We start from the raw sequence: 19243 nt of genomic DNA, 5'->3' as shown, positions 1-19243 counted from the left end.
TATTCTTATGATAATATCAGAGATGATATCAGACATCTTTCGAGATTCGTCGCTAACCTATGGCAAATACATGCTTTTGGGGAGGGGAATACAAGAACAACCGCTGTTTTCTTTATCAAATATCTGAGGACAATGGGATTTGATGTTACTAACGATATATTTGCTGAGAATGCATGGTACTTTAGAAATGCGCTTGTAAGGGCAAATTACAACGATTATTCAAAGGGAGTACATGCTACTACTGAGTATTTGGAATCATTTATGCGAAATCTTTTACTTGGTGAGCATAATGAACTGCATAACAGAAATATGCATATCAGTGGATATTTCGAAAAACAGGACATTGAGAAAGCAAAACAGGACATTGGTGATAAAAAACAGGACATTGAGGAACCAAAACAGGACATTCATATCCCGGAGGATGTAGGAAACAAAACAAAGAATAACATTATCAGTTTGTTTAAAAAATATGGATATGAATCATTTTTTGGAAGATCGGAAGTGATGGAAACACTATCTATCACAGCATCTCCGGCATCAGCTTTGATTAAGCGGATGTTAGATATGGAAATTATTTATCCTATGAAGGGAAAGGGAAAAGGTAAATATCTTTTCAAAAAGTAAATAAATGTGAAGAAAAGGGCTCTTATATATGTCAATAAAAGGCATATATTCAGGGCTTTTTCTTATATAAAGGGCATGTGCAGTATTGCAAATGCTTTTTCTTTTGCCCAATACCAGGATTTTATGCTGTGAGGGCAGACATGGCCATGCATCCGGAGTCAGTCGACGGACTTCGGAAAGTAACTATCAACCGGCATCTCAGTAACACGAGAGGTGTCGCTACCTAAAAACAATTATTAGAAAGGAGAAGAATCTGATTAACGGTATTTGGGTAATAAATACACGTTATCAGATTCAAGAGTTATCATGGGATTTTTTCAGAGCTCAGTGAGCACATTAGAGACTATCGTTGTTGCCCTTGGCGCAGGCCTTGGTGTATGGGGAGGTATTAACCTTCTTGAAGGATATGGCAATGACAATCCCGGGGCCAAGTCACAGGGAATGAAGCAGCTGATGGCAGGTGGAGGTGTTGCCCTCATCGGTACAACAGTCGTTCCGCTTCTTGCCAACCTTCTCTGATTAGCACCGGAGAAAATTACAACTAAATATAGTGACCATAGTGGACTGGCATGAGACTTTCTCATGACCAGTCCATGTTATAACAAAGAAAATAATACAGGAGAAGGATATTGGAAGCAGTACTTGAACAGATTGAGGAGCATTTGAAGGAGCTGATAATACCGTATCTTATGCAGTGCCTGTCGGAAATGTTTAACTGTGTGAATACCACAGTCGGAGGCATTGCGGCGGATGTTGGGCAGACGCCCTCAGCATTTTCGCCCTCAGTTTTTAGCATGATCAAAACTATATCCGAAACTGTCATAATGCCCATTGCGGGCATAATCCTGACTTTTGTGGCCTGTTATGAACTTGTGCAGCTGATCATCAGCTATAACAACCTGGCTAATTTCGAGACCTGGTTCATATTCAAATGGGTGTTCAAGACAGCGATCGCTGTAGAGCTTATCACCCACACATGGGATTTTTCCATGGCGGTATTTGATGTGGCGCAGCATGTTGTGGCGGGTGCCGGTGGAGTGATAGGTGCTTCGACAGCCATAGATGCATCAGCACTTGCAGGGATGCAGTCAACCATTGAGGCTATGGATATCATGAGCATCCTTGGGTTATTCATTCAGATAGCGATAGTGAACCTGTTTACACAGCTTTCAGCAGAGATCATAAATATCATAGTAATAGCCAGAATGATCGAGATATACATGTATGTTTCAATGGCACCAATTCCGTTTGCAACCTTTGGAAACAAGGAACACGGCAGCATCGGAATACATTATGTAAAGAGTCTGTTTGCGCTTGGTTTTCAGGGATTCCTCATCATGATATGTGTTGGAATCTATGCAGTGCTCATCACATCGGTAGCGTTTACAACTGACATCGTCGGATCAATCTGGATGGCACTTGGATACACACTGCTTCTTGGATTTTCTTTATTCAAGACAAGCACAGTAAGTAAAGCAATACTTAATGCGATTTAAACAGGCAGGGAAGAAGGGAGACATATGGCAGCTTCATATATCAGTGTCCCGAGGGACTTAACAAAGGTAAAGAGTAAGATCATTTTCAATCTTACAAAACGACAGCTCATATGCTTTTTGGTGGCGGCGCTCATAGGAGTCCCGTCATTTTTTCTTATAAAAAGCGTGGCTGAGGTAAATGTGGCAGTGATGGGGATGATGGTGATAATGATGCCTATCTTCTTCTTTGCCATGTATGAAAAGAACGGACGCCCTTTGGAAGTATACCTGGGGCATTTTATTCAGGCTATTTTCATAAGGCCTAAGAAACGTCCGTATAAAACGGATAATTATTATGCCGCTCTCATGAGGCAGGCAGAAGCAGAAAGGAAGGTGGAAGAGATTGTTCGTACTTCCATGGAAAAATAAAAAAGAGACCAGGGAGTTTGACATGCCGGAGGGCTTGTCAAAACGTGAGCAGAAAGAGATAAAGCAGATCATAAAGAAAGCGCAGAAAAATGATGGGACGCCAAGGACAGCGCAGCAGACGCTTCCTTTTGAGAGGATGTTCCAGGACGGGATATGCAGAGTAGGAAGTGATTATTACACCAAGACAATACAGTTCCAGGATATCAACTATCAGCTTGCACAGCAGGAGGATAAGACAGAGATCTTCGAGGAGTGGTGCAGCTTCCTGAATTTCTTCGACAGTTCCGTCCATTTTGAGCTTTCATTTATGAATTTTGCGACGGAGATAGGGGATTTTGAAAAGAAGATCCGCATAGAGCATCAGGACGACAGATTCAATGATGTCCGTGACGAGTATTCGGGTATCCTGCTTAAAAACATGGAAGCAGGCAATAATGGTCTGACCAAAACAAAGTACATTACTTTTGGAATCCATGCTGATTCAATGAAATCTGCAAAGCCAAGACTTGTGCATATCGAGATGGATATCCTTAATAACTTCAAGAGGCTGGGTGTCCTGGCACATACCATGAATGGCTATGAGAGACTTGAACTCATGCATAAGCAGCTTCATATCGGGGATAATGCAAAATTCCACTTCGACTGGAAATACCTTGTGAAGTCAGGGCTTTCAGTAAAGGATTTCATAGCACCAAGTTCATTTGAGTTTCCCACTGGCAGGTATTTCAAGATGGGAGATACCTGGTGCGCCATGAGCTTTTTATCTGTGGATGCATCTGATATCAGTGACAGGATGCTGGCAGATTTCCTTGGAATGGAATCAAGTCAGATCGTTACCATGCACCTTCATTCAGTAGATCAGAATGAGGCGATTAAAACCGTAAAGCACACTATCACTGAGCTGGACCGTTCCAAAATCGAGGAGCAGAAGAAGGCGGTAAGAGCAGGTTATGACATGGATGTGTTACCATCAGACCTTGTGACTTATGGCAGGGATGCAAAGGAACTTCTTAAAGAACTTCAGCAGCAGAACGAGCGAATGTTCCTCATGACATTCCTTATCATGAATACGGGAAAAACGAAGCAGGAGCTGGAAAACAATATATTCCAGACATCATCAATAGCTCAGAAACACAGCTGTAACCTGGTGCGTCTGGACTATCAGCAGGAGCAGGGACTTGTGAGTACGCTTCCTCTTGCATATAACGAGGTGGATATCCAGCGTGGTATGACAACTTCAAGTACAGCGATATTTGTACCATTCACAACACAGGAGCTTTTCCAGGATCACAGAGGTGCTTTGTATTATGGCTTAAATGCGCTTTCAAACAATCTAATCATGGTAGATAGGAAGCTCCTTAAGAATCCGAATGGCTTGATACTTGGTACACCAGGTTCCGGTAAGTCCTTTGCAGCGAAGAGAGAGATTGCAAACTCATTTATGGTTACGGATGATGACATAATCATCTGTGATCCTGAGTCCGAGTATCGAGCAATGGTGGAATACCTTGGAGGTCAGGTCATCAGGATAAGCCCGACATCAGATCAGTATATAAATCCCATGGATATCAACATGAACTATTCAGAGGATGATAACCCGATCATGCTGAAGGCAGATTTCATACTGTCGCTGTGTGAGCTCATCATGGGTTCCAAGGATGGACTAAAGCCTGCAGAGAAAACAGTCATCGACAGATGCGTGCGAATTGTTTACAGGAAGTATCTTGAGGATCCCTGCGAAGAGAACATTCCTATATTGGAGGACCTCTATAACGAGCTCTTAAAGCAGGATGAGCCCGAAGCCAAGTTTGTGGCAACTGCACTTGAAATTTATGTTTCAGGTTCGCTGAACGTTTTCAACCATCGCACTAACGTTGATATCAATAACAGAATCGTCTGTTTCGATATAAAGGATCTTGGTAAACAGCTTAAGAAGATAGGAATGCTTATCGTTGAGGACCAGGTGTGGGGAAGAGTCTCCGGAAACAGGGCGATGGGAAGATCCACCAGATACTACATTGATGAGATGCATCTGCTCCTTCGTGAAGAGCAGACAGCTGCATATACAGTTGAGATCTGGAAGAGATTCAGAAAGTGGGGCGGTATGCCGACAGGTATAACCCAGAACATCAAGGATCTGCTTGCTTCACGCGAAGTTGAGAATATCTTTGAGAATTCAGATTTCATCCTTATGCTGAACCAGGCGGTGGGTGACAGATCAATCTTGGCAAGACAGCTGAACATAAGTCCGCATCAGCTCTCGTATGTAACACATTCGGGAGAAGGTGAAGGGCTTATTTTTTATGGAAACGTGATACTGCCCTTCGTGGACAGATTCCCGAAGGAGAGCATGCTCTATAAGGTCATCAGTACCAAATTCATAGAGAGTGCAGAGAACAAGGCTGATACGGAGAAGGTATCAGCCTGAGCTGATGGAGAAGAGCGATGAATGAAAGCATATATGGATCAGGAGATTCCAAGAATACGGGGACAACCCAATACGGAGATGATACCGGCAGAACAAAATCCCTTGGGAGCAAACTGAAGAATAAGGATACTGCAAGGAAATATTACGGTGAGATGCTCAGAGGAGAGAGAACTACCAAAGAGCTGGAACCTGAAGAAGCAAGGCGCAGGGCGAAGATACGAGCTAAGCGCCATAAGAAGGTAAAGCAGCAGATTGTGAGCGCTGAGAAGGAAAGGCAGACGAGCACAGCAAAAAGAGAATCCCAGCAGCAGGATGCGAGGGATACAATCAGAAGTGAAGAACTGAAAGCCACAAGGATACAGAATAAGAAAGCGGCTGAGAATTCGGAGTACAGTTTTCGGAATAGCTCAGCGCTATCCGGAGTTGCTGATACGGCAAACGCCATATCCAAAGGTGCCGGTATCGGAGCATACATGACCGGAGTAGCAGGGAATGATCAGGATGAAGATTATGTTGCTGAGGAAGCACTTGAGACAGGCGGATATGTTGCCAGCGGTGCTGTGAGTTCAGTAACGCAGAAGGTTAAGAGCAGTAAATACGGAAATAAACTCCATCAGAGAGAACTTAGTGGTGGCGGATCCGAGGCAGAGGTTAAGGAAAGACTTCGAAAAGAAATGCAGAAGAGAGCAGCGGCAAAGCGTGCAGCAGCTGCAGAGAATTCAGGCTTTTTTGGAAAACGGCTGACGGATGAATCAACTGACCTTACAGGACTGCTGGCAGAAAGAACCAGGGAGATGGCTGAAGAACATCCCATCATAGCTATAATCATCCTGCTTCTTCTTATAGTGGTGCTCATGTTTGCAGTGCTTGCAGGAACCTTTGGAATGATAGGTGGAAACAACGGAGATATAGCTGTCATCACAACATACACGGCAGAGGATGAGGAAATCCTTGCTGTGGAAGACGACTACAAAGAACTGGAAGCGGATCTTCAGGACGATCTGAATAACCTGGACACTTCCGGTTATGACGAGGTCAATTACTATGTCGATGAAGTCGGCCATAATCCATACCAGCTGGCAGCGATACTCACTGTTATGTTTGAAAACTATACCAGGGCAGAAGTCCAGGGCATGCTGCAGACCATCTTCAATCTTCAGTATGAATTTTACACGGAAGAAGTAGAAGAAACCAGGCAGCATGAAGTCGAGTATTCTGGAGTTACATGGGTCGAGGATTCATCTCACGAAGATGGAGGCTACTGGCAGCCATACAGCTATACCGTAACTGAGGACTATCAGTATTACATCCTGAATGTGTATCTGATCAATCATACCCTCGATGAAGTTGTTGAGGAGCTTGGTTTTACCGAGGATGAGATGATCAGGTACAAGGTCCTACTTGAGACCTTTGGCAACAAGAAGTATCTCTTCGGTGAGGATGATTATTACAACACACCGGACGATCATCCCGGTGATGATGATAATTATCATGTCCCCGGTGAATACCTTACTGATGAACAGTTTGCAAGGATGCTCCATGAAGCGGAGAGTCATCTTGGAACTCCTTATGTCTGGGGAGGTTACAGTCCTTCTGGATTTGACTGTTCAGGATTTGTGAGCTGGGTAATCAATCATTGTGGGAACGGCTGGAATGTCGGAAGACAGACTGCAAACGGACTTCGTGCCATAACAGATTATGTTTCTCCGGCGGATGCAAAACCGGGAGACCTTATCTTTTTCCATGGGACCTATGATACTGCGGGCTGCAGTCATGTGGGAATCTATGTGGGGAATGGGATGATGATCCATGCGGGTAATCCTGTTAAGTATTCATCCATCAACACACCATACTGGCAGGCGCATTTTGATTCGTTTGGAAGGATCAGGTAATGAAGATTATCAGGAGGATTATATGTTTGAGAGATTGAACCGTTTCAGGGCAGAGCGTGAGAGGATACTGCCCAAATATGAGGAGTACAAAAGGAAGCTTGAGGATGTTGATGCCAGGATCCATGAAGAGGAAGTGACTGAGATCCTTGGAATAGTAAACAGGGTTGAGATGACACCTGAACAGCTTGCAGAATTCCTTGGCGTTAAGGATGACGATAAGAAGCCTGTGCCAAAGAGTAAGAAGGCGGAAGCATCAAAGGATACTAAAGCTGAAAAGGAAGCTGGCGACAGATCAAAGGATGATACTACGGAGAGCTTATCAGCAGAAAAAGAAAACAAATATACGGAGGATGTGTTAAATGAGATTTTTTAATTCAATAGGTACAAGGGTAAAGGCTCTTGGAATTTCGGTGGCTCTCTGCGGGTCACTTTTTTGTTGCAGTCCTGTGACAGCATTTGCAGGAGGTCCTGACTGTTCATGTGAGACAAAGTGCACGGAGGATCATATTGATCCTGACTGCCCTATCTGCCAGGCGGATTATCGAAACTGTCAGGGCAAAGATCCTGAGGTAGAGGAAAAGTGGGGACCGCTCACACCTGATGGCAACATGGAACTCGTTGATGACTACGGCAGCATCGAAGCTGGTGGCAAGCAGTTCATCACAGTCATGACAAAGAACGGCAACTATTTTTATATCATCATCGACCGTGATGATGATGGCAACGAAAAGGTCCATTTCCTGAATATGGTTGATGAGTCAGATCTGTTATCTCTCATGGATGAGGATCAGGTCAGCGAGTATATCAAAGTAACAGGGATTGGAGCAAAGGAAGAGAAGGTAGAGGAGCCTGCACCGGTTGTGACTCCTGAGCCGGAACCTGTAGAGGAACCTGAACCGGAGCCTGAAGTAGAGGAAAAGAAGCCTGTAAATGTAAATGGGATCATGGCACTTATACTGATCGTTGCACTCGGAGGTGCTGCAGGATTCATGTATTACACATCAACAAAGAATTCAAAGAAGAAAAGCACATTGCCTGACCCTGATGAGGATTACGAGGATGAGGATTATCTGAGCAGCTTTGATGACGACGATGTGGTAAGTCTCGATGATGAAGACGAGGGCATCCGTGAGGAGCTGCCAGTGACAGATAAGGAAGATAAGGAGGAAGTGTGATGGTAAGAAAAGAAGCTTTTTCTAAGGAATCTTTGAAGAAGATCTTAAAAGACCTGTTCGGCCTCATTGAATATGACCAGTGGATGAACGGATTTAGTGATGAGGAGTATGACAAATATCTTGAGGAAGATGATGATGTGATCATCAATGCACTTTCCGACAGATATGTGGATGCCATGTATCCCAAAATCAACAAATGCTGTGAGGAATATATTCCGGATATGGAGGGACACATTGCAGACATGGAGCTTTCCGGAACAGAGCTTTTCTATTGCCCTGCCATAAAAGTGTATGACGATGTCGAGGCTTATTACTACGATAGTGGCATGGAACTCTGGGATATAAACGAAGTATATCTCCTGGCTGACGGGGATGTTGTACTTGTGCAGAGCATAAAAATCGAGATCGGTAACTTCGAGCTGGTCTACAGAAATGAGAGGGCGACTCTGAAAAACAGAGAAGACTTCTATTTTGATGAGGTCAGCTTATTTGAGAATCTGGAAGCTATAGGCGAAGGAACTGTAATGGAGGAGAACGAGTGATGGCACGTAAATCCAGATATATTGCTTATGTGAAAAAGGCAAAGGAAATAAAGAGAAAGGAGCCTGCAAAGGCTCCTGGATTCCGTAAGGGCGAGGAAAACTGATGAATGAAAATAATAATTCCAGCAGGGAAGATCAGCGAAATATTGCTGAAGAGAAACTAAAGGAGCTGACAGACAAGCTTGAAGATGGTGTCAAGGCAGTCAGGAACAGTGATGAATTCAAAAGCCTTATTACAACCATGGCGAAGTTTCCACACTACTCACTGAACAACTGCATGCTCATAGCTATGCAGAGACCGGATGCAACTTTATGTCAGAGCTATGGAGCCTGGAAGAAGATGGGGCGTTATGTCCGTAAGGGTGAAAAGGGAATCCGTGTCATAGCACCTGCACCATATACCATTGAGAAGGAAGTGGATAAGCTCGATGCAAACGGAAAGGTGATCCTTGATAAGGACGGCGAACCTGTTAAGGAAAAGAAGGAACTGAACCTTATGAGCTTCAAGGCAGAGAGCACTTTTGATATCTCGCAGACTGAAGGTAAAGACCTTCCGAGGCTCGGAGTTGATGAGCTTGTTGGTGAAGTCGATAAGTATGAAATGCTGATGGGAGTGCTTAAGGAGATAAGTCCTGTGCCAATAGGATTTGAAAACATCCAGAGCGGTGCTAAGGGATATTACCATGTGGAGGATAAAAGGATTGCCATCCAGGGAGGAATGAGTGAACTTCAGACTCTTAAGACCTGCCTGCATGAAGTTACTCATGCAATGCTCCATGCAGATGCAGAAAGTGATATCAGTAGAAACCGTAAGGAGCTTGAAGCTGAAGGAACAGCTGCAGTAGTTCTGAGCTTCTTTAACTATGATACGAGTGATTACAGCCATCCGTATCTGGCTTCATATACTACTGATGACACATTAAAAGAGTTCAAGGAATCCCTCGGAACAATCAGGAAAACTTCAGCGAAAATCATAAGAGCTGTTGAAGAAAGGCTTAAGGAACATGAACAGTCCATGGAAAAGGAACAGTCCGTGGAAAAAATACAGGAGCAGAACGCTGAGGATATTGTTGCTGATGACTCACAGGGATATGCCAACGTCGGCAGAAGAATACTTGGGACTGTGAGGATACTTCCGGATGGTGAAGGCGGAAGCAGACCATCACTTTTGGATAAGCTCCGGATTGAAAGAGACAGACTTAGCAAAAGCAGTTTTGGAAATAATGCAGTTAATGAAAAGGGGGTAAGGATCTAAATGGGAATAGCAGATGACGATGGATGGATTAACTCCGAAGATTATGATGGCGATATTCCATTTTTAAGTGATGAGGAAAATGCAGAGAACGCAAGAAAGAGAGCTGAAAAAGCAAAGGAATCAGCTTATAACGATGAGCTCCCGTTCCCCTGCGATTTTGAAGATAACGGAGAACCGATCGAAGTTCCAAAGACAGCAGATGTAATAGGTGATTGTCCTGTATGTGGCAGCCATATTGTTGACAGAGAGAAAGCATACTCCTGCAGCAATTATGACTGCCGCTTTGCATTATGGAAGGACAACAAGTTTTTCCAGTCAATCGGAAAAGAAATGACAAAGGACATTGCTGAGGAGCTTCTCACCTGCGGAACAGTGAAGCTTGATCATTGTAAGTCCAGAAAGACAGGTAACTCTTTTAACTGCTATGTGGATATTACGGCAGATGAGGAAGGCAGGGCACAGTATGTGATCCGATTTCCCGAAAGGAAGCGCGGAGGGGAGTGATGATGCTATGGAAAAAGTAACAGGAACACCTATTGAGAAATGGAATGATGTCACCGGTACGCATGAAAGATTTCCACAGGAACTTGATCCCAATACAGTCGGGAATGTCAGAAGAGGTCTGGAGGATCAGATAGAGCAGAATGATAACAATCTCGATGGCATCATCAATAATGTAAAACCTGAGGAGAATCATCCTGAGAGGATTCGTGATGATAACGGTAATGGAATACCAGATGAAGAGGAGAAGAAATCTCTATTGGAAAAGCTCCATGAATGCAAACCGGGAGAAGAGGAAAGAGTCCGCAGGTTCATCGCTCCGGAGCTGATGCTGTGATATGAAGAAAACTGACACGCAGATCCTGATAAAGATATCAAAAAGCGATAAGGAAAAGATCAGGGAACGGATGGAATCCATAGGAGTAAGGAATCTCAGCGCATTCATGAGGAAGATGGCAATCGATGGATACATCATCAATCTCGACCTCACGGATGTGAAGGAAGTGGTCCGTCTCCTTAAGATCAACAGCAATAACCTCAACCAGTATGCGAAGAAAGCAAACCAGACCGGGAACATATATCTTGAGAACATAAAGGAACTTCAGAGACAGCAGGATGAAATCTGGGAAGCGGTGAAGGCAATCCTTGTGAGATTATCAAATATTTATTGAGGTATCTATGGCAGCGACAAGACTTATTCCAATGCATATCAGTAAGGGCTGGTCACTAAAGGACAGTATAAAGGCTAAGACTGATTATGCAGAGAATCCTGAAAAAACAAATGACAAAGAATATGTTTCGTCTTATGCGTGTTCTCCTCAGGCGGCAGCCGAGGAATTTCTTTTGGCCTATACGGAATATGAAAAGCATGCCCGTAGAAAATATGACCATGAGGTAATCGCTTATCAGATAAGACAGTCCTTTAAACCTGGTGAGATAACTCCGGAAGAAGCAAACAGGGTTGGATATGAGACTGCCATGAGATTTACAAAAGGCAAACATGCTTTTATTGTTGCAACTCATACTGACAGAGCTCATATCCATAACCATGTTGTGTTCTGCGCATCGGATATCTCAAATACAAGGAAGTTCAAAAATTTCTTCTTCTCATCATTTGCTCTTCAAAGGGTGAGTGACCTGGTATGCCTGGAGCACGGGTTATCCGTAATAAAACCAAGACCATACAACGAGAGGGAGAAGCGCACAGTTTATCCTAAAAGAGAATCCTTCAGGGATGACATCCGCATGGCAATAGATGTAGCTCTCTCAAAGAGACCAAAAGATTTTGACGAATTCCTGTTGAGATTACAGAAACAGGGATATGAAATTAAACGCGGTAAGCACACTGCAGTCAGAGGAAAAAATCAGAAGAGATTCATAAGGCTTAGGTCACTTGGAGATGGTTACACAGAAAAATCCATAAGGGAAAAACTTGGCGGTATTGAAAAAGGAAAAGCTCCTTCATATAAGGATGAGGATTTTGACCTTCTTCTGAATCTTCAGGACGTAGTTGCAAAAGGTAAAGGTCCCGGTTATGAGATGTGGGCCAAGAAGTTCAATGTAAAAAATGTCATGAAGGCGATTCTGTTTTTGCAGGAAAATGGAGTCAGGTCTTATGAAGAGCTTGCGAAAAAGGCAGAGAGCACTGCAAAAAGATTTGATGATATAAATTCGGAGATCAAAGGTGCAGAGAAAAGGATGCAGGAGATCACGGATTTAAGGAACTATATATTCAACTATTCCAAGACAAAAGAGACTTATGTGAACTATCGGAAGAGCGGCTACAGCAAAAAATACTTTTCAGAGCACAGGGAAGATATCATGAAGCATAAGGAGGCAAAGGAAGCATTTGAAAAACTTGGCTCAAAGAAACTTCCGACAGTGCAGGAGCTGAACACAGAATTCCAGGAACTTCTTACAAAAAAGAAAGCAGCCTATAAAGAATACAATGAAGCAAAGGACAGCATGACGAAGTACCAGATAGCAAAATACGATATCGATAAGATCCTGGGTATCGGAGAAGAAAATAAGAAGGATCATAATAAAGAAAAAACACGATAAATGTTTTTGTCCAAATGGGGTGCCATTATCAAATAGTGGTGCCCCTTCTTTATTATTTCTTGGAAAAAAATCTATGCCATATTCTTGGCAACATTTCATTAAGCGCCCGAAGGGTGCGTAGCCAGATTGAAAATCTGTCAAAGGGGGATTGGGGAACTCCCCAACAAGCCGCCTCGGTATATACTGAGGCATTGCTTGCGAACTAATGAACTCCCCGAAGGGGGATGGGGGAAAGAAGAACATTGTAAAAAGGGTTTGTGTTATGATGAATAAAAACTTTTAGAAGGAATATGCCTATGGTTACTTTTGTTATGGATAACTGGCTGCTGTTTCTTGTGGCGGGGATAATCATCCTGCCAGTGTTCACACTTACAGGTGTGCGCTTGAACATGCCAATGTATAGGAAGATACAATATTATGGAATCATATTTGCAATCTGGGTTATTGCATCCGGGATTGCACTCACAGGTGCGATTCTTATTGCAGTAAGGTTCGGGATGGTTAAACCACTTTTGATTTCAGTGCTGGTTATAGCGGGTACACTTTTTGTGATTATTTGGATTCTTAGTTATGCCAGAAGGAAAAGCGGTCATGAGAATAAAAGCATTTTGAAAAAGGGTATGGAGTCAGGCTGCTTCCAGGAACTGATGATGATGTGCAAGGAAAAGAAAGTGGACAGGGAGTCTGATGCCTTCAAGAAGCTGAAACTCACTGAGAAGGAGATTGCATATATCGAAGCCCATGGTCCAAGAGTTGTTGAAGCATATATGGATCTGCAGAGGATGGCGATGCATATGTCGGAAGAGGATATAGCGCATATAAGGGAGCGAAAGAATAAAAAGAAATAATGGAAATATATAAAAGCCGCATTGCTGCGGCTGAATTTTCGAGGGTTACTGCCAGGTTGTTATGCACCTGGCAGTTTTTGTTTGAAGAAAAGTGTTCTTATGAGGGGGTCTCAAGAGGTGTGTTCCTCTTGATGTACTTACTATAGAAGATAATACTTAATCCAAACTAAAAATATGAGGGCAGTGTGTGAAAGGTTTGTGAATTTGCCTTTTATATAGGCAAGACCATAAGTTATGTCTTCATGATATCTTGTCTAAATATTAGTATTCATCATCATCTACATCATTCCAATAATCATCATCGTCCTCAAAAAACAGTAGCGCATTATATAGAAAAACATTTGTAGCCACCTCTTGCAAAATAAGCTTTTCATAAAAAAGAAACAATAATACAAATTCTGCTCCGAATCGAATTTTTATTTTCTCAAAGTGATAGCCAAATCCCTATTGGAAATTGACAAAAATATCTTTAATTCATGATAATGACAAGCGTGAAATTTGATGACGACAACATTCCGTTGCTTTAGTGACGCTCTTATGTCCTTTCGGAAGATAATGCTGGCATTTTTATTGGACTGGTTATGTGTCATTAATGGTGAGGAGGTTGAGGAGGTTGATAGTGTAAATATCGATACGAAAAATGAGATGTATGAACTCTGATTATAGGTGTATTGACATGGTATAATCTTATTGATGATTTTAGAAGAGGATATATGCCATGGGAGATAAAAAAGAGCCTCGATTTCATGGGACAACTACAGAAAAATGTAGCAAGAACATGCAACGTATAAAGGGTAAGGATACCAAAATAGAAACTGTCCTGAGGAAGGCGTTATGGAAAAAAGGTTATAGATATAGGAAAAATTTTAAAAGTATTCCTGGCAGTCCAGATATAGCAATAACAAAATATAAAATTGCTATCTTTTGCGATGGAGAATTCTTCCATGGAAAAGAGTGGGATGTCTTAAGACCTAGGCTTGAGAAAGGAAATAATTCTGATTACTGGATTAAGAAGATAGAACGTAATCGTGAACGTGATGCAGAAAAAGATGCTCAGCTTTTATATTACGGCTGGACAGTGATCCACTTTTGGGGAAAAGATATATTAAAAGATACGGATAGCTGCATCAGAGTAATTGAAGAAGCAATTATAGATATTAAAACTGAGGACGATTATGAAGGTAACGATTGAATATGATGAAAGACAGCCGTCGTCGATAGAAGCGTATGCAAAGCTCCTTATCGGAAAGACTTTTTCGCAAGTGCTTGAAGAAGATAAGTCTGATGATGCTGAAGACTTTAGCAATAAAGGAGACTTGGGACAGCTAATAGAGAGACATCACTTTCATTACGAATGCAATAGTGACTCAAGAGCAGATTTTCCAGATGCAGGTGTTGAATTAAAAGTTACTCCATTTAAAGAAAACAAGGATGGTAGCTATTCGGCAAAAGAAAGGCTTGTGCTTACTAAGATAAACTACATTGATATCGTGAATGAAACTTTTGAAACAGGCCATTTTTGGAGTAAATCAAGGCTCATACTGCTTATCTACTACCTTTATAAGAAAGAAGCTCTTAAGCGATTTGACTATGAGATAAAATATGCTCATTTGTTTACTCCGCCATCAGAAGATTTAGTGATTATCCATAAAGACTATGACATTATAGTTGAAAAGATAAGGGCTGGTCTTGCGCATGAATTATCAGAGAGTGATACGATGTATCTTGCAGCATGTACCAAGGGAGCTAAATCTACTGACAGGACAAAACAGCCTTATAGTGATGTGCCTGCAAAACCAAGAGCTTTTTCCTTCAAAACATCCTACATGACATATGTACTTAATAATTTCATTATACCGGGTAAGGATACTTATGAAGCTGTATTTGAGGTTGATGAGCTTATAGGGAGAAGTTTTGAAGATGGCCTGAAGGATAAGCTCCAGCAGTTTGTTGGATTATATGAGGAAGAGATAGAAAAGAAACTCGGATTAGAGATAAATAGAGATAATAAATCATATGAGGCGATACTTGCATGTAGGATGCTGGGCGTTAAATCCAACAGAGTAGAAGAATTTGTTAAGGCAGGAATTATCACAAAAATAATCCGCTTCAGGAAAGAGAAAAGCAAGAACCAGGAATTTAGACTAGAGGATTTTAAATTTGCAGATCTTATGACTGAGGCATTTGATGAGGATATTATCGACGAAGAGACTGGCGAGCCTATCGGATGGGAATCTTCTACTCTATTTGGGTTACTCAAAGATAGAAAATATTTCTTTCTGATATTCTGGGAAAATGAAGATGGTACAGTTTTTAAGGGATGTCAAGTATGGGGAATGTCAGATTCTGATATGGAAGTTGTCCGTGATGCATGGAACAGGACAAAGCGAATACTTAAATATGGAGTAGAACTGACTAAGGTAATACAGAAAAACGGAAAGGTTATTGTTGAGAATAATCTTCCGGGAATTAGTGATAATGGAATCTTCCATATAAGACCGCATGCATCGAAATCTTATTATGAGTTAAAAGGTGGGGAGAAATATGGTGCTGGAAGCATTTCTGATTCTGATTTATTGCCAAGTGGTGAAAGAATGACCAAGCAGGCATATTGGTTAAATCGTTCTTATATAGAAGAACAGCTTGATTCAGATCTTGTCAAAAAATATAAAAAGGGAAAGAAATAGATTGATCAAATGCAGTTGATCCTTTATAATATTTATGATAAGATCCAATTATATTATTTGGAATGGGAGAATTATTGATGGAAAAGACAGTATGTGAACTGTTTGCAGGAGTTGGTGGATTCAGATGTGGACTTAACAACATAAGTTCTGTTGAAGATACAAACAAGCCGGAAGCGTGGAATACAGTATGGTTTAGTCAGTGGGAACCAGCTGATAGAAAGATACAGTGGGCGCATGACTGTTATGTAAATAGATTTGGTACATGCTTGGATCTCGATGGTAATGATACAACTAATGAAGATATTAATGCGGTAGATAAGACTAAATTGCCAAATCATACGTTGTTGGTTGGAGGCTTTCCATGCCAGGATTATTCTGTTGCATCAACACTTGCTACTTCAAAAGGCCTTGAAGGGAAAAAAGGTGTTCTTTGGTGGGATATAAGAGATATTCTTGAGGCAAAAAATCCTCCATTTGTTTTACTTGAGAATGTAGATAGGCTTATAAAAAGTCCTGCTAGTCAGAGAGGAAGAGACTTTGGTATAATTTTGGCTTGTTTTAGAGATCTTGGATACATTGTTGAATGGAGAGTTATTAATGCTGCTGAGTATGGATATCAGCAGCGTAGAAGAAGAACATTTATTTTTGCATATAAGAATGATACTAAGTACGCAAAGAGAGTACTAAATGATGCAAAATATGTTGCACAGCATGGAGATGAACTCCACAGACATAGCATGGCCAAGGTGTTACTAGGGTCAGGCTTTTTTGCTTCATGCTTTCCGGTGGCGCCTGTAGATGCGAAAAAGGTTAGAATTTCAAAGCTTCCTGATGGAATAGGCGAATTATCAACTTTTTTTAGTTATACTTTTGAAAATACAGGAATTATGCTAGATGGTGTTTTCTATACTTTGAAGACAATGCCTGAATACAATGGAAGGCAGATAACATTAGGGGATGTGATGGATGATGGGTATGTTAGCGAACAGTTTTTTATTCCTGAAAAACGACTTTTCTATACAAGTCCAGATGTCAATCACAGTGATGAAACAAAAGGTAAACTAAGCAAAGAAGAAAGACAAACTTGGCAATACTTAAAAGGCGCCAAAAAGATTAGTAGAACAGCGGCCAATGGGCATGAATACATTTTTTCGGAAGGCCCCATTGCTTTGGTTGATGAGTATGACAAGCCTGCAAGAACGATGCTTACTAGTGAAGGTTCATTTAGTAGAACTACACATATAGTAAGAGATAAAATGACGGGAAAGATTAGGCTGCTTACTCCGACAGAGATGGAGAGAATTCAAGGATTTCCAACAGATTGGACTAAGGAATGCCTTGTTGATGGAGAAAAAGTAGAGATGCCAGTTAATAAACGGAGATTCATGATGGGAAATGCATTGGTAGTTGATTTGATAAAGCAGATGGAAGGAACATTAAGTGATATCGTGACTAGGGAGGAATAATACATGCAGGGAATCAGTTTGGATATTGACTATAAGAAGTTAAATATCGATGATTGCTTTAAAAACCATTATTCAGTTCCTGATTACCAAAGAGAATACGTATGGGAACACGAACAAGTTCAGCAGCTACTTGCTGATATTCAGGATGCTTATGGTAACGCACCAGAAAAACCATATTTCATGGGGATGATTGTTGTTTATCGAGGAAATGGAGCTCTTGAACTTATTGATGGACAGCAGAGAATAACAACCTTTTTTATTTTTTTATGTGCGCTTATAAAGATATTAGATGATAATAAAAAGAGCACAAATTTATATAAAGGTAGAGTATACAGCCCTATTCAAGATCCGAAGACTTTTGAGGAAAGAGATGCTTTTGTTCTTGAATTACAATATGCTAAATCAAGTGAGTGTTTAAAAAATATTTTTTATGGGGAGATACCTGGAGATTTAGAACAGGATGCTATTTCTGATTCTGATAGAAGACTATATGAAGCGTACCTTGATATCCTTAAAGATCTTGAGGAGAGCTATACAGATATCAATGAGTTGATGAAATTTGGAGGTTATTTTTTTAATAACGTACAATTTGTCCAGATTGAAGCAAAAGATATATCCGAGGCATTGAAGATATTTGAGACTATTAATCAGCGTGGGGTAGGTCTCAATTCTATGGACTTGTTAAAAAATATGATTTTTATGCAAGTCGATAGGAACCAGTTTTCTGAACTTAATACTAAGTGGAAAAAGATAATGGATAGAATATCTTCTATTGATGAAAAACCGTTGCGCTTTTTGAGGTATTACATTACATCAACATATGATATTTCAGATGAAACAGGAAATATAAAGGGTATTTTGCCTGAAGACCAAATATATAAGTGGTTAACTAGTAATGATAAGCAATGTGATTATAAGAATAATCCAGTTGATTTTGTGGACCACTTAGCTAATGGTGTTGATAGATATATAAATTATTGGAATCCTAGCCAGGCTGTGAAAGGGAATAATCATATAATAAATGTAAAAAATATAGCTGGTACTTCATATAGATCATATCTTGTTATGCTTCTCGCTGCGGTAAACATGGATGATACAGCTTTGGCAAAATATAAGCAAGTCCTTGAATCGCTTATCTATTATGCAACTGTAAATAAAGTGAAAGGCAATGAGACTGAAAAACTATTTGCTGGATGGTGCCCAGAAATCAGGAAAATAGTGACTATAGAAAATCTTGAAGCGTTTGTGGACGGTAGTTTGAAGCCCATTATCGATAAGTGGAAAACGGAACGTGATCATCATCGTAATTTTATGTCACTTAACCTTAAGACAATACAGGTTTATCGGATTCGATTCATTTTATCAAGAATATCCAAGTATGTGGATGATAGGAGAAGCGGTGGCAAGAATTATGCTGATGTATCTAGCTACTATGACAAGAAGTACCAGATTGAACATATAATGCCACAGAAATGCATGGATCCTTCTCTTTATGAGGTCACTACAGAGGATTTTGAATATGTGGATAACCTGTTAGGAAACCTTACTTTGCTTGAGAAATCTTTTAATGCATCAATTCAAGCTGGTTCATTTGAAGAGAAGGCAAAAGTATATGCTCAATCATGCTTTTATCTTACGGAATCGATAGTTAATATTGGAAAAGTGGGAAAGAATACATCTGCAGACGAACTTAACAAAGAGCTTCAGAAATGGGATAAATGGGATTACAAGGCTATAATAGAACGCCAAGAAATGCTGTATAGGCTTTCTGAAGAGATATGGAGTCTTGATTCAGTAATGAAAATGTAACGATAACCACATAATATTCACATATACAGAGCCATTGCTATGGCTCTGTAT

18 protein-coding genes and 1 pseudogene are annotated in these 19243 nt (G+C 41.0%); all 19 read left to right on the top strand.

Annotated features, from left to right (window positions below):
• Nucleotides 1-624: pseudogene (locus BMW61_RS22110) on the top strand (Fic family protein); the annotation flags it as partial.
• Between the two features lie 306 nt (nucleotides 625-930).
• Entirely contained in the window at nucleotides 931-1143 is a 213-nt protein-coding gene (locus BMW61_RS16790) for a Maff2 family mobile element protein (RefSeq protein ID WP_026527757.1), read from the top strand.
• A 110-nt stretch (nucleotides 1144-1253) separates the two neighbouring features.
• Nucleotides 1254-2120, top strand: a complete 867-nt coding sequence (locus BMW61_RS16785; RefSeq protein ID WP_026527758.1) for a VirB6/TrbL-like conjugal transfer protein, CD1112 family — start codon at nucleotides 1254-1256, stop codon at nucleotides 2118-2120.
• Nucleotides 2121-2144: 24 nt separating this feature from the next.
• Nucleotides 2145-2528, top strand: a complete 384-nt coding sequence (locus BMW61_RS16780) for a PrgI family protein (protein ID WP_026527759.1) — start codon at nucleotides 2145-2147, stop codon at nucleotides 2526-2528.
• 22 nt (nucleotides 2529-2550) lie between these two features.
• The gene (locus BMW61_RS16775) at nucleotides 2551-4956 is read left to right on the top strand and encodes a VirB4-like conjugal transfer ATPase, CD1110 family (protein WP_091824240.1); all 2406 of its coding nucleotides are present in this window, start codon (nucleotides 2551-2553) and stop codon (nucleotides 4954-4956) included.
• Between the two features lie 17 nt (nucleotides 4957-4973).
• A complete protein-coding gene (locus BMW61_RS16770; RefSeq protein ID WP_091824232.1) occupies nucleotides 4974-6848 on the top strand; it encodes a C40 family peptidase in 1875 nt (624 codons plus the stop codon).
• A 22-nt stretch (nucleotides 6849-6870) separates the two neighbouring features.
• The gene (locus BMW61_RS16765) at nucleotides 6871-7221 is read left to right on the top strand and encodes a DUF4315 family protein (protein WP_175475271.1); all 351 of its coding nucleotides are present in this window, start codon (nucleotides 6871-6873) and stop codon (nucleotides 7219-7221) included.
• The gene (locus BMW61_RS16760; protein WP_091824227.1) at nucleotides 7208-8023 is read left to right on the top strand and encodes a DUF4366 domain-containing protein; all 816 of its coding nucleotides are present in this window, start codon (nucleotides 7208-7210) and stop codon (nucleotides 8021-8023) included. Before BMW61_RS16765 ends, BMW61_RS16760 begins: the two co-directional genes overlap by 14 nt.
• Entirely contained in the window at nucleotides 8023-8565 is a 543-nt protein-coding gene (locus tag BMW61_RS16755) for a hypothetical protein (RefSeq protein ID WP_026527762.1), read from the top strand. The genes BMW61_RS16760 and BMW61_RS16755 overlap by 1 nt, the downstream gene beginning before the upstream one ends.
• Nucleotides 8566-8668: 103 nt before the next feature.
• On the top strand, nucleotides 8669-9820 hold the full coding sequence (locus BMW61_RS16750) for an ArdC-like ssDNA-binding domain-containing protein (protein WP_091824224.1): 1152 nt from the start codon (nucleotides 8669-8671) through the stop codon (nucleotides 9818-9820).
• Nucleotides 9821-10324 carry a topoisomerase DNA-binding C4 zinc finger domain-containing protein gene (locus BMW61_RS16745; protein ID WP_091824221.1) on the top strand — a complete coding sequence of 168 codons (504 nt, stop codon included), beginning with the start codon at nucleotides 9821-9823 and terminating at the stop codon, nucleotides 10322-10324.
• 7 nt (nucleotides 10325-10331) lie between these two features.
• Nucleotides 10332-10658, top strand: coding sequence for a hypothetical protein (locus BMW61_RS16740; RefSeq protein WP_091824218.1), 327 nt, complete (start codon nucleotides 10332-10334; stop codon nucleotides 10656-10658).
• Between the two features lies 1 nt (nucleotide 10659).
• Complete coding sequence (locus BMW61_RS16735; RefSeq protein ID WP_091824215.1) at nucleotides 10660-10992, top strand: plasmid mobilization protein; 333 nt, start codon at nucleotides 10660-10662, stop codon at nucleotides 10990-10992.
• A 7-nt stretch (nucleotides 10993-10999) separates the two neighbouring features.
• Entirely contained in the window at nucleotides 11000-12382 is a 1383-nt protein-coding gene (locus BMW61_RS16730; protein WP_091824212.1) for a relaxase/mobilization nuclease domain-containing protein, read from the top strand.
• A gap of 296 nt (nucleotides 12383-12678) precedes the next feature.
• Nucleotides 12679-13230: a hypothetical protein gene (locus BMW61_RS16725; RefSeq protein ID WP_091824210.1), complete on the top strand. Its 552-nt coding sequence runs from the start codon at nucleotides 12679-12681 to the stop codon at nucleotides 13228-13230.
• 718 nt (nucleotides 13231-13948) lie between these two features.
• Nucleotides 13949-14422, top strand: a complete 474-nt coding sequence (locus BMW61_RS16720) for a very short patch repair endonuclease (RefSeq protein ID WP_091824206.1) — start codon at nucleotides 13949-13951, stop codon at nucleotides 14420-14422.
• On the top strand, nucleotides 14406-15917 hold the full coding sequence (locus BMW61_RS16715; RefSeq protein WP_091824204.1) for a Sau3AI family type II restriction endonuclease: 1512 nt from the start codon (nucleotides 14406-14408) through the stop codon (nucleotides 15915-15917). The genes BMW61_RS16720 and BMW61_RS16715 overlap by 17 nt, the downstream gene beginning before the upstream one ends.
• A gap of 77 nt (nucleotides 15918-15994) precedes the next feature.
• Complete coding sequence (dcm, locus tag BMW61_RS16710) at nucleotides 15995-17383, top strand: DNA (cytosine-5-)-methyltransferase (protein WP_091824201.1); 1389 nt, start codon at nucleotides 15995-15997, stop codon at nucleotides 17381-17383.
• 3 nt (nucleotides 17384-17386) lie between these two features.
• Nucleotides 17387-19192, top strand: a complete 1806-nt coding sequence (locus BMW61_RS16705) for a DUF262 domain-containing protein (RefSeq protein ID WP_091824198.1) — start codon at nucleotides 17387-17389, stop codon at nucleotides 19190-19192.
• Nucleotides 19193-19243: the final 51 nt, after the last annotated feature.

The organism is Butyrivibrio sp. ob235 (assembly GCF_900109475.1).
Lineage (GTDB): Bacteria > Bacillota > Clostridia > Lachnospirales > Lachnospiraceae > Butyrivibrio.
Note: the sequence above shows the minus strand (reverse complement) of the source record. Positions and strands in the feature narration are given on the sequence as shown.

Bases quoted from the DNA above. Each gene is read 5' to 3' on its own strand.
- BMW61_RS16790 (WP_026527757.1), top strand. From the start codon at position 931: ATGGGATTTTTTCAGAGCTCAGTGAGCACATTAGAGACTATCGTTGTT.
- BMW61_RS16780 (WP_026527759.1), top strand. From the start codon at position 2,145: ATGGCAGCTTCATATATCAGTGTCCCGAGGGACTTAACAAAGGTAAAG.
- BMW61_RS16775 (WP_091824240.1), top strand. From the start codon at position 2,551: ATGCCGGAGGGCTTGTCAAAACGTGAGCAGAAAGAGATAAAGCAGATC.
- BMW61_RS16770 (WP_091824232.1), top strand. From the start codon at position 4,974: ATGAATGAAAGCATATATGGATCAGGAGATTCCAAGAATACGGGGACA.
- BMW61_RS16765 (WP_175475271.1), top strand. From the start codon at position 6,871: ATGTTTGAGAGATTGAACCGTTTCAGGGCAGAGCGTGAGAGGATACTG.
- BMW61_RS16760 (WP_091824227.1), top strand. From the start codon at position 7,208: ATGAGATTTTTTAATTCAATAGGTACAAGGGTAAAGGCTCTTGGAATT.
- BMW61_RS16755 (WP_026527762.1), top strand. From the start codon at position 8,023: ATGGTAAGAAAAGAAGCTTTTTCTAAGGAATCTTTGAAGAAGATCTTA.
- BMW61_RS16750 (WP_091824224.1), top strand. From the start codon at position 8,669: ATGAATGAAAATAATAATTCCAGCAGGGAAGATCAGCGAAATATTGCT.
- BMW61_RS16745 (WP_091824221.1), top strand. From the start codon at position 9,821: ATGGGAATAGCAGATGACGATGGATGGATTAACTCCGAAGATTATGAT.
- BMW61_RS16740 (WP_091824218.1), top strand. From the start codon at position 10,332: ATGGAAAAAGTAACAGGAACACCTATTGAGAAATGGAATGATGTCACC.
- BMW61_RS16735 (WP_091824215.1), top strand. From the start codon at position 10,660: ATGAAGAAAACTGACACGCAGATCCTGATAAAGATATCAAAAAGCGAT.
- BMW61_RS16730 (WP_091824212.1), top strand. From the start codon at position 11,000: ATGGCAGCGACAAGACTTATTCCAATGCATATCAGTAAGGGCTGGTCA.
- BMW61_RS16725 (WP_091824210.1), top strand. From the start codon at position 12,679: ATGGTTACTTTTGTTATGGATAACTGGCTGCTGTTTCTTGTGGCGGGG.
- BMW61_RS16720 (WP_091824206.1), top strand. From the start codon at position 13,949: ATGGGAGATAAAAAAGAGCCTCGATTTCATGGGACAACTACAGAAAAA.
- BMW61_RS16715 (WP_091824204.1), top strand. From the start codon at position 14,406: ATGAAGGTAACGATTGAATATGATGAAAGACAGCCGTCGTCGATAGAA.
- dcm (WP_091824201.1), top strand. From the start codon at position 15,995: ATGGAAAAGACAGTATGTGAACTGTTTGCAGGAGTTGGTGGATTCAGA.
- BMW61_RS16705 (WP_091824198.1), top strand. From the start codon at position 17,387: ATGCAGGGAATCAGTTTGGATATTGACTATAAGAAGTTAAATATCGAT.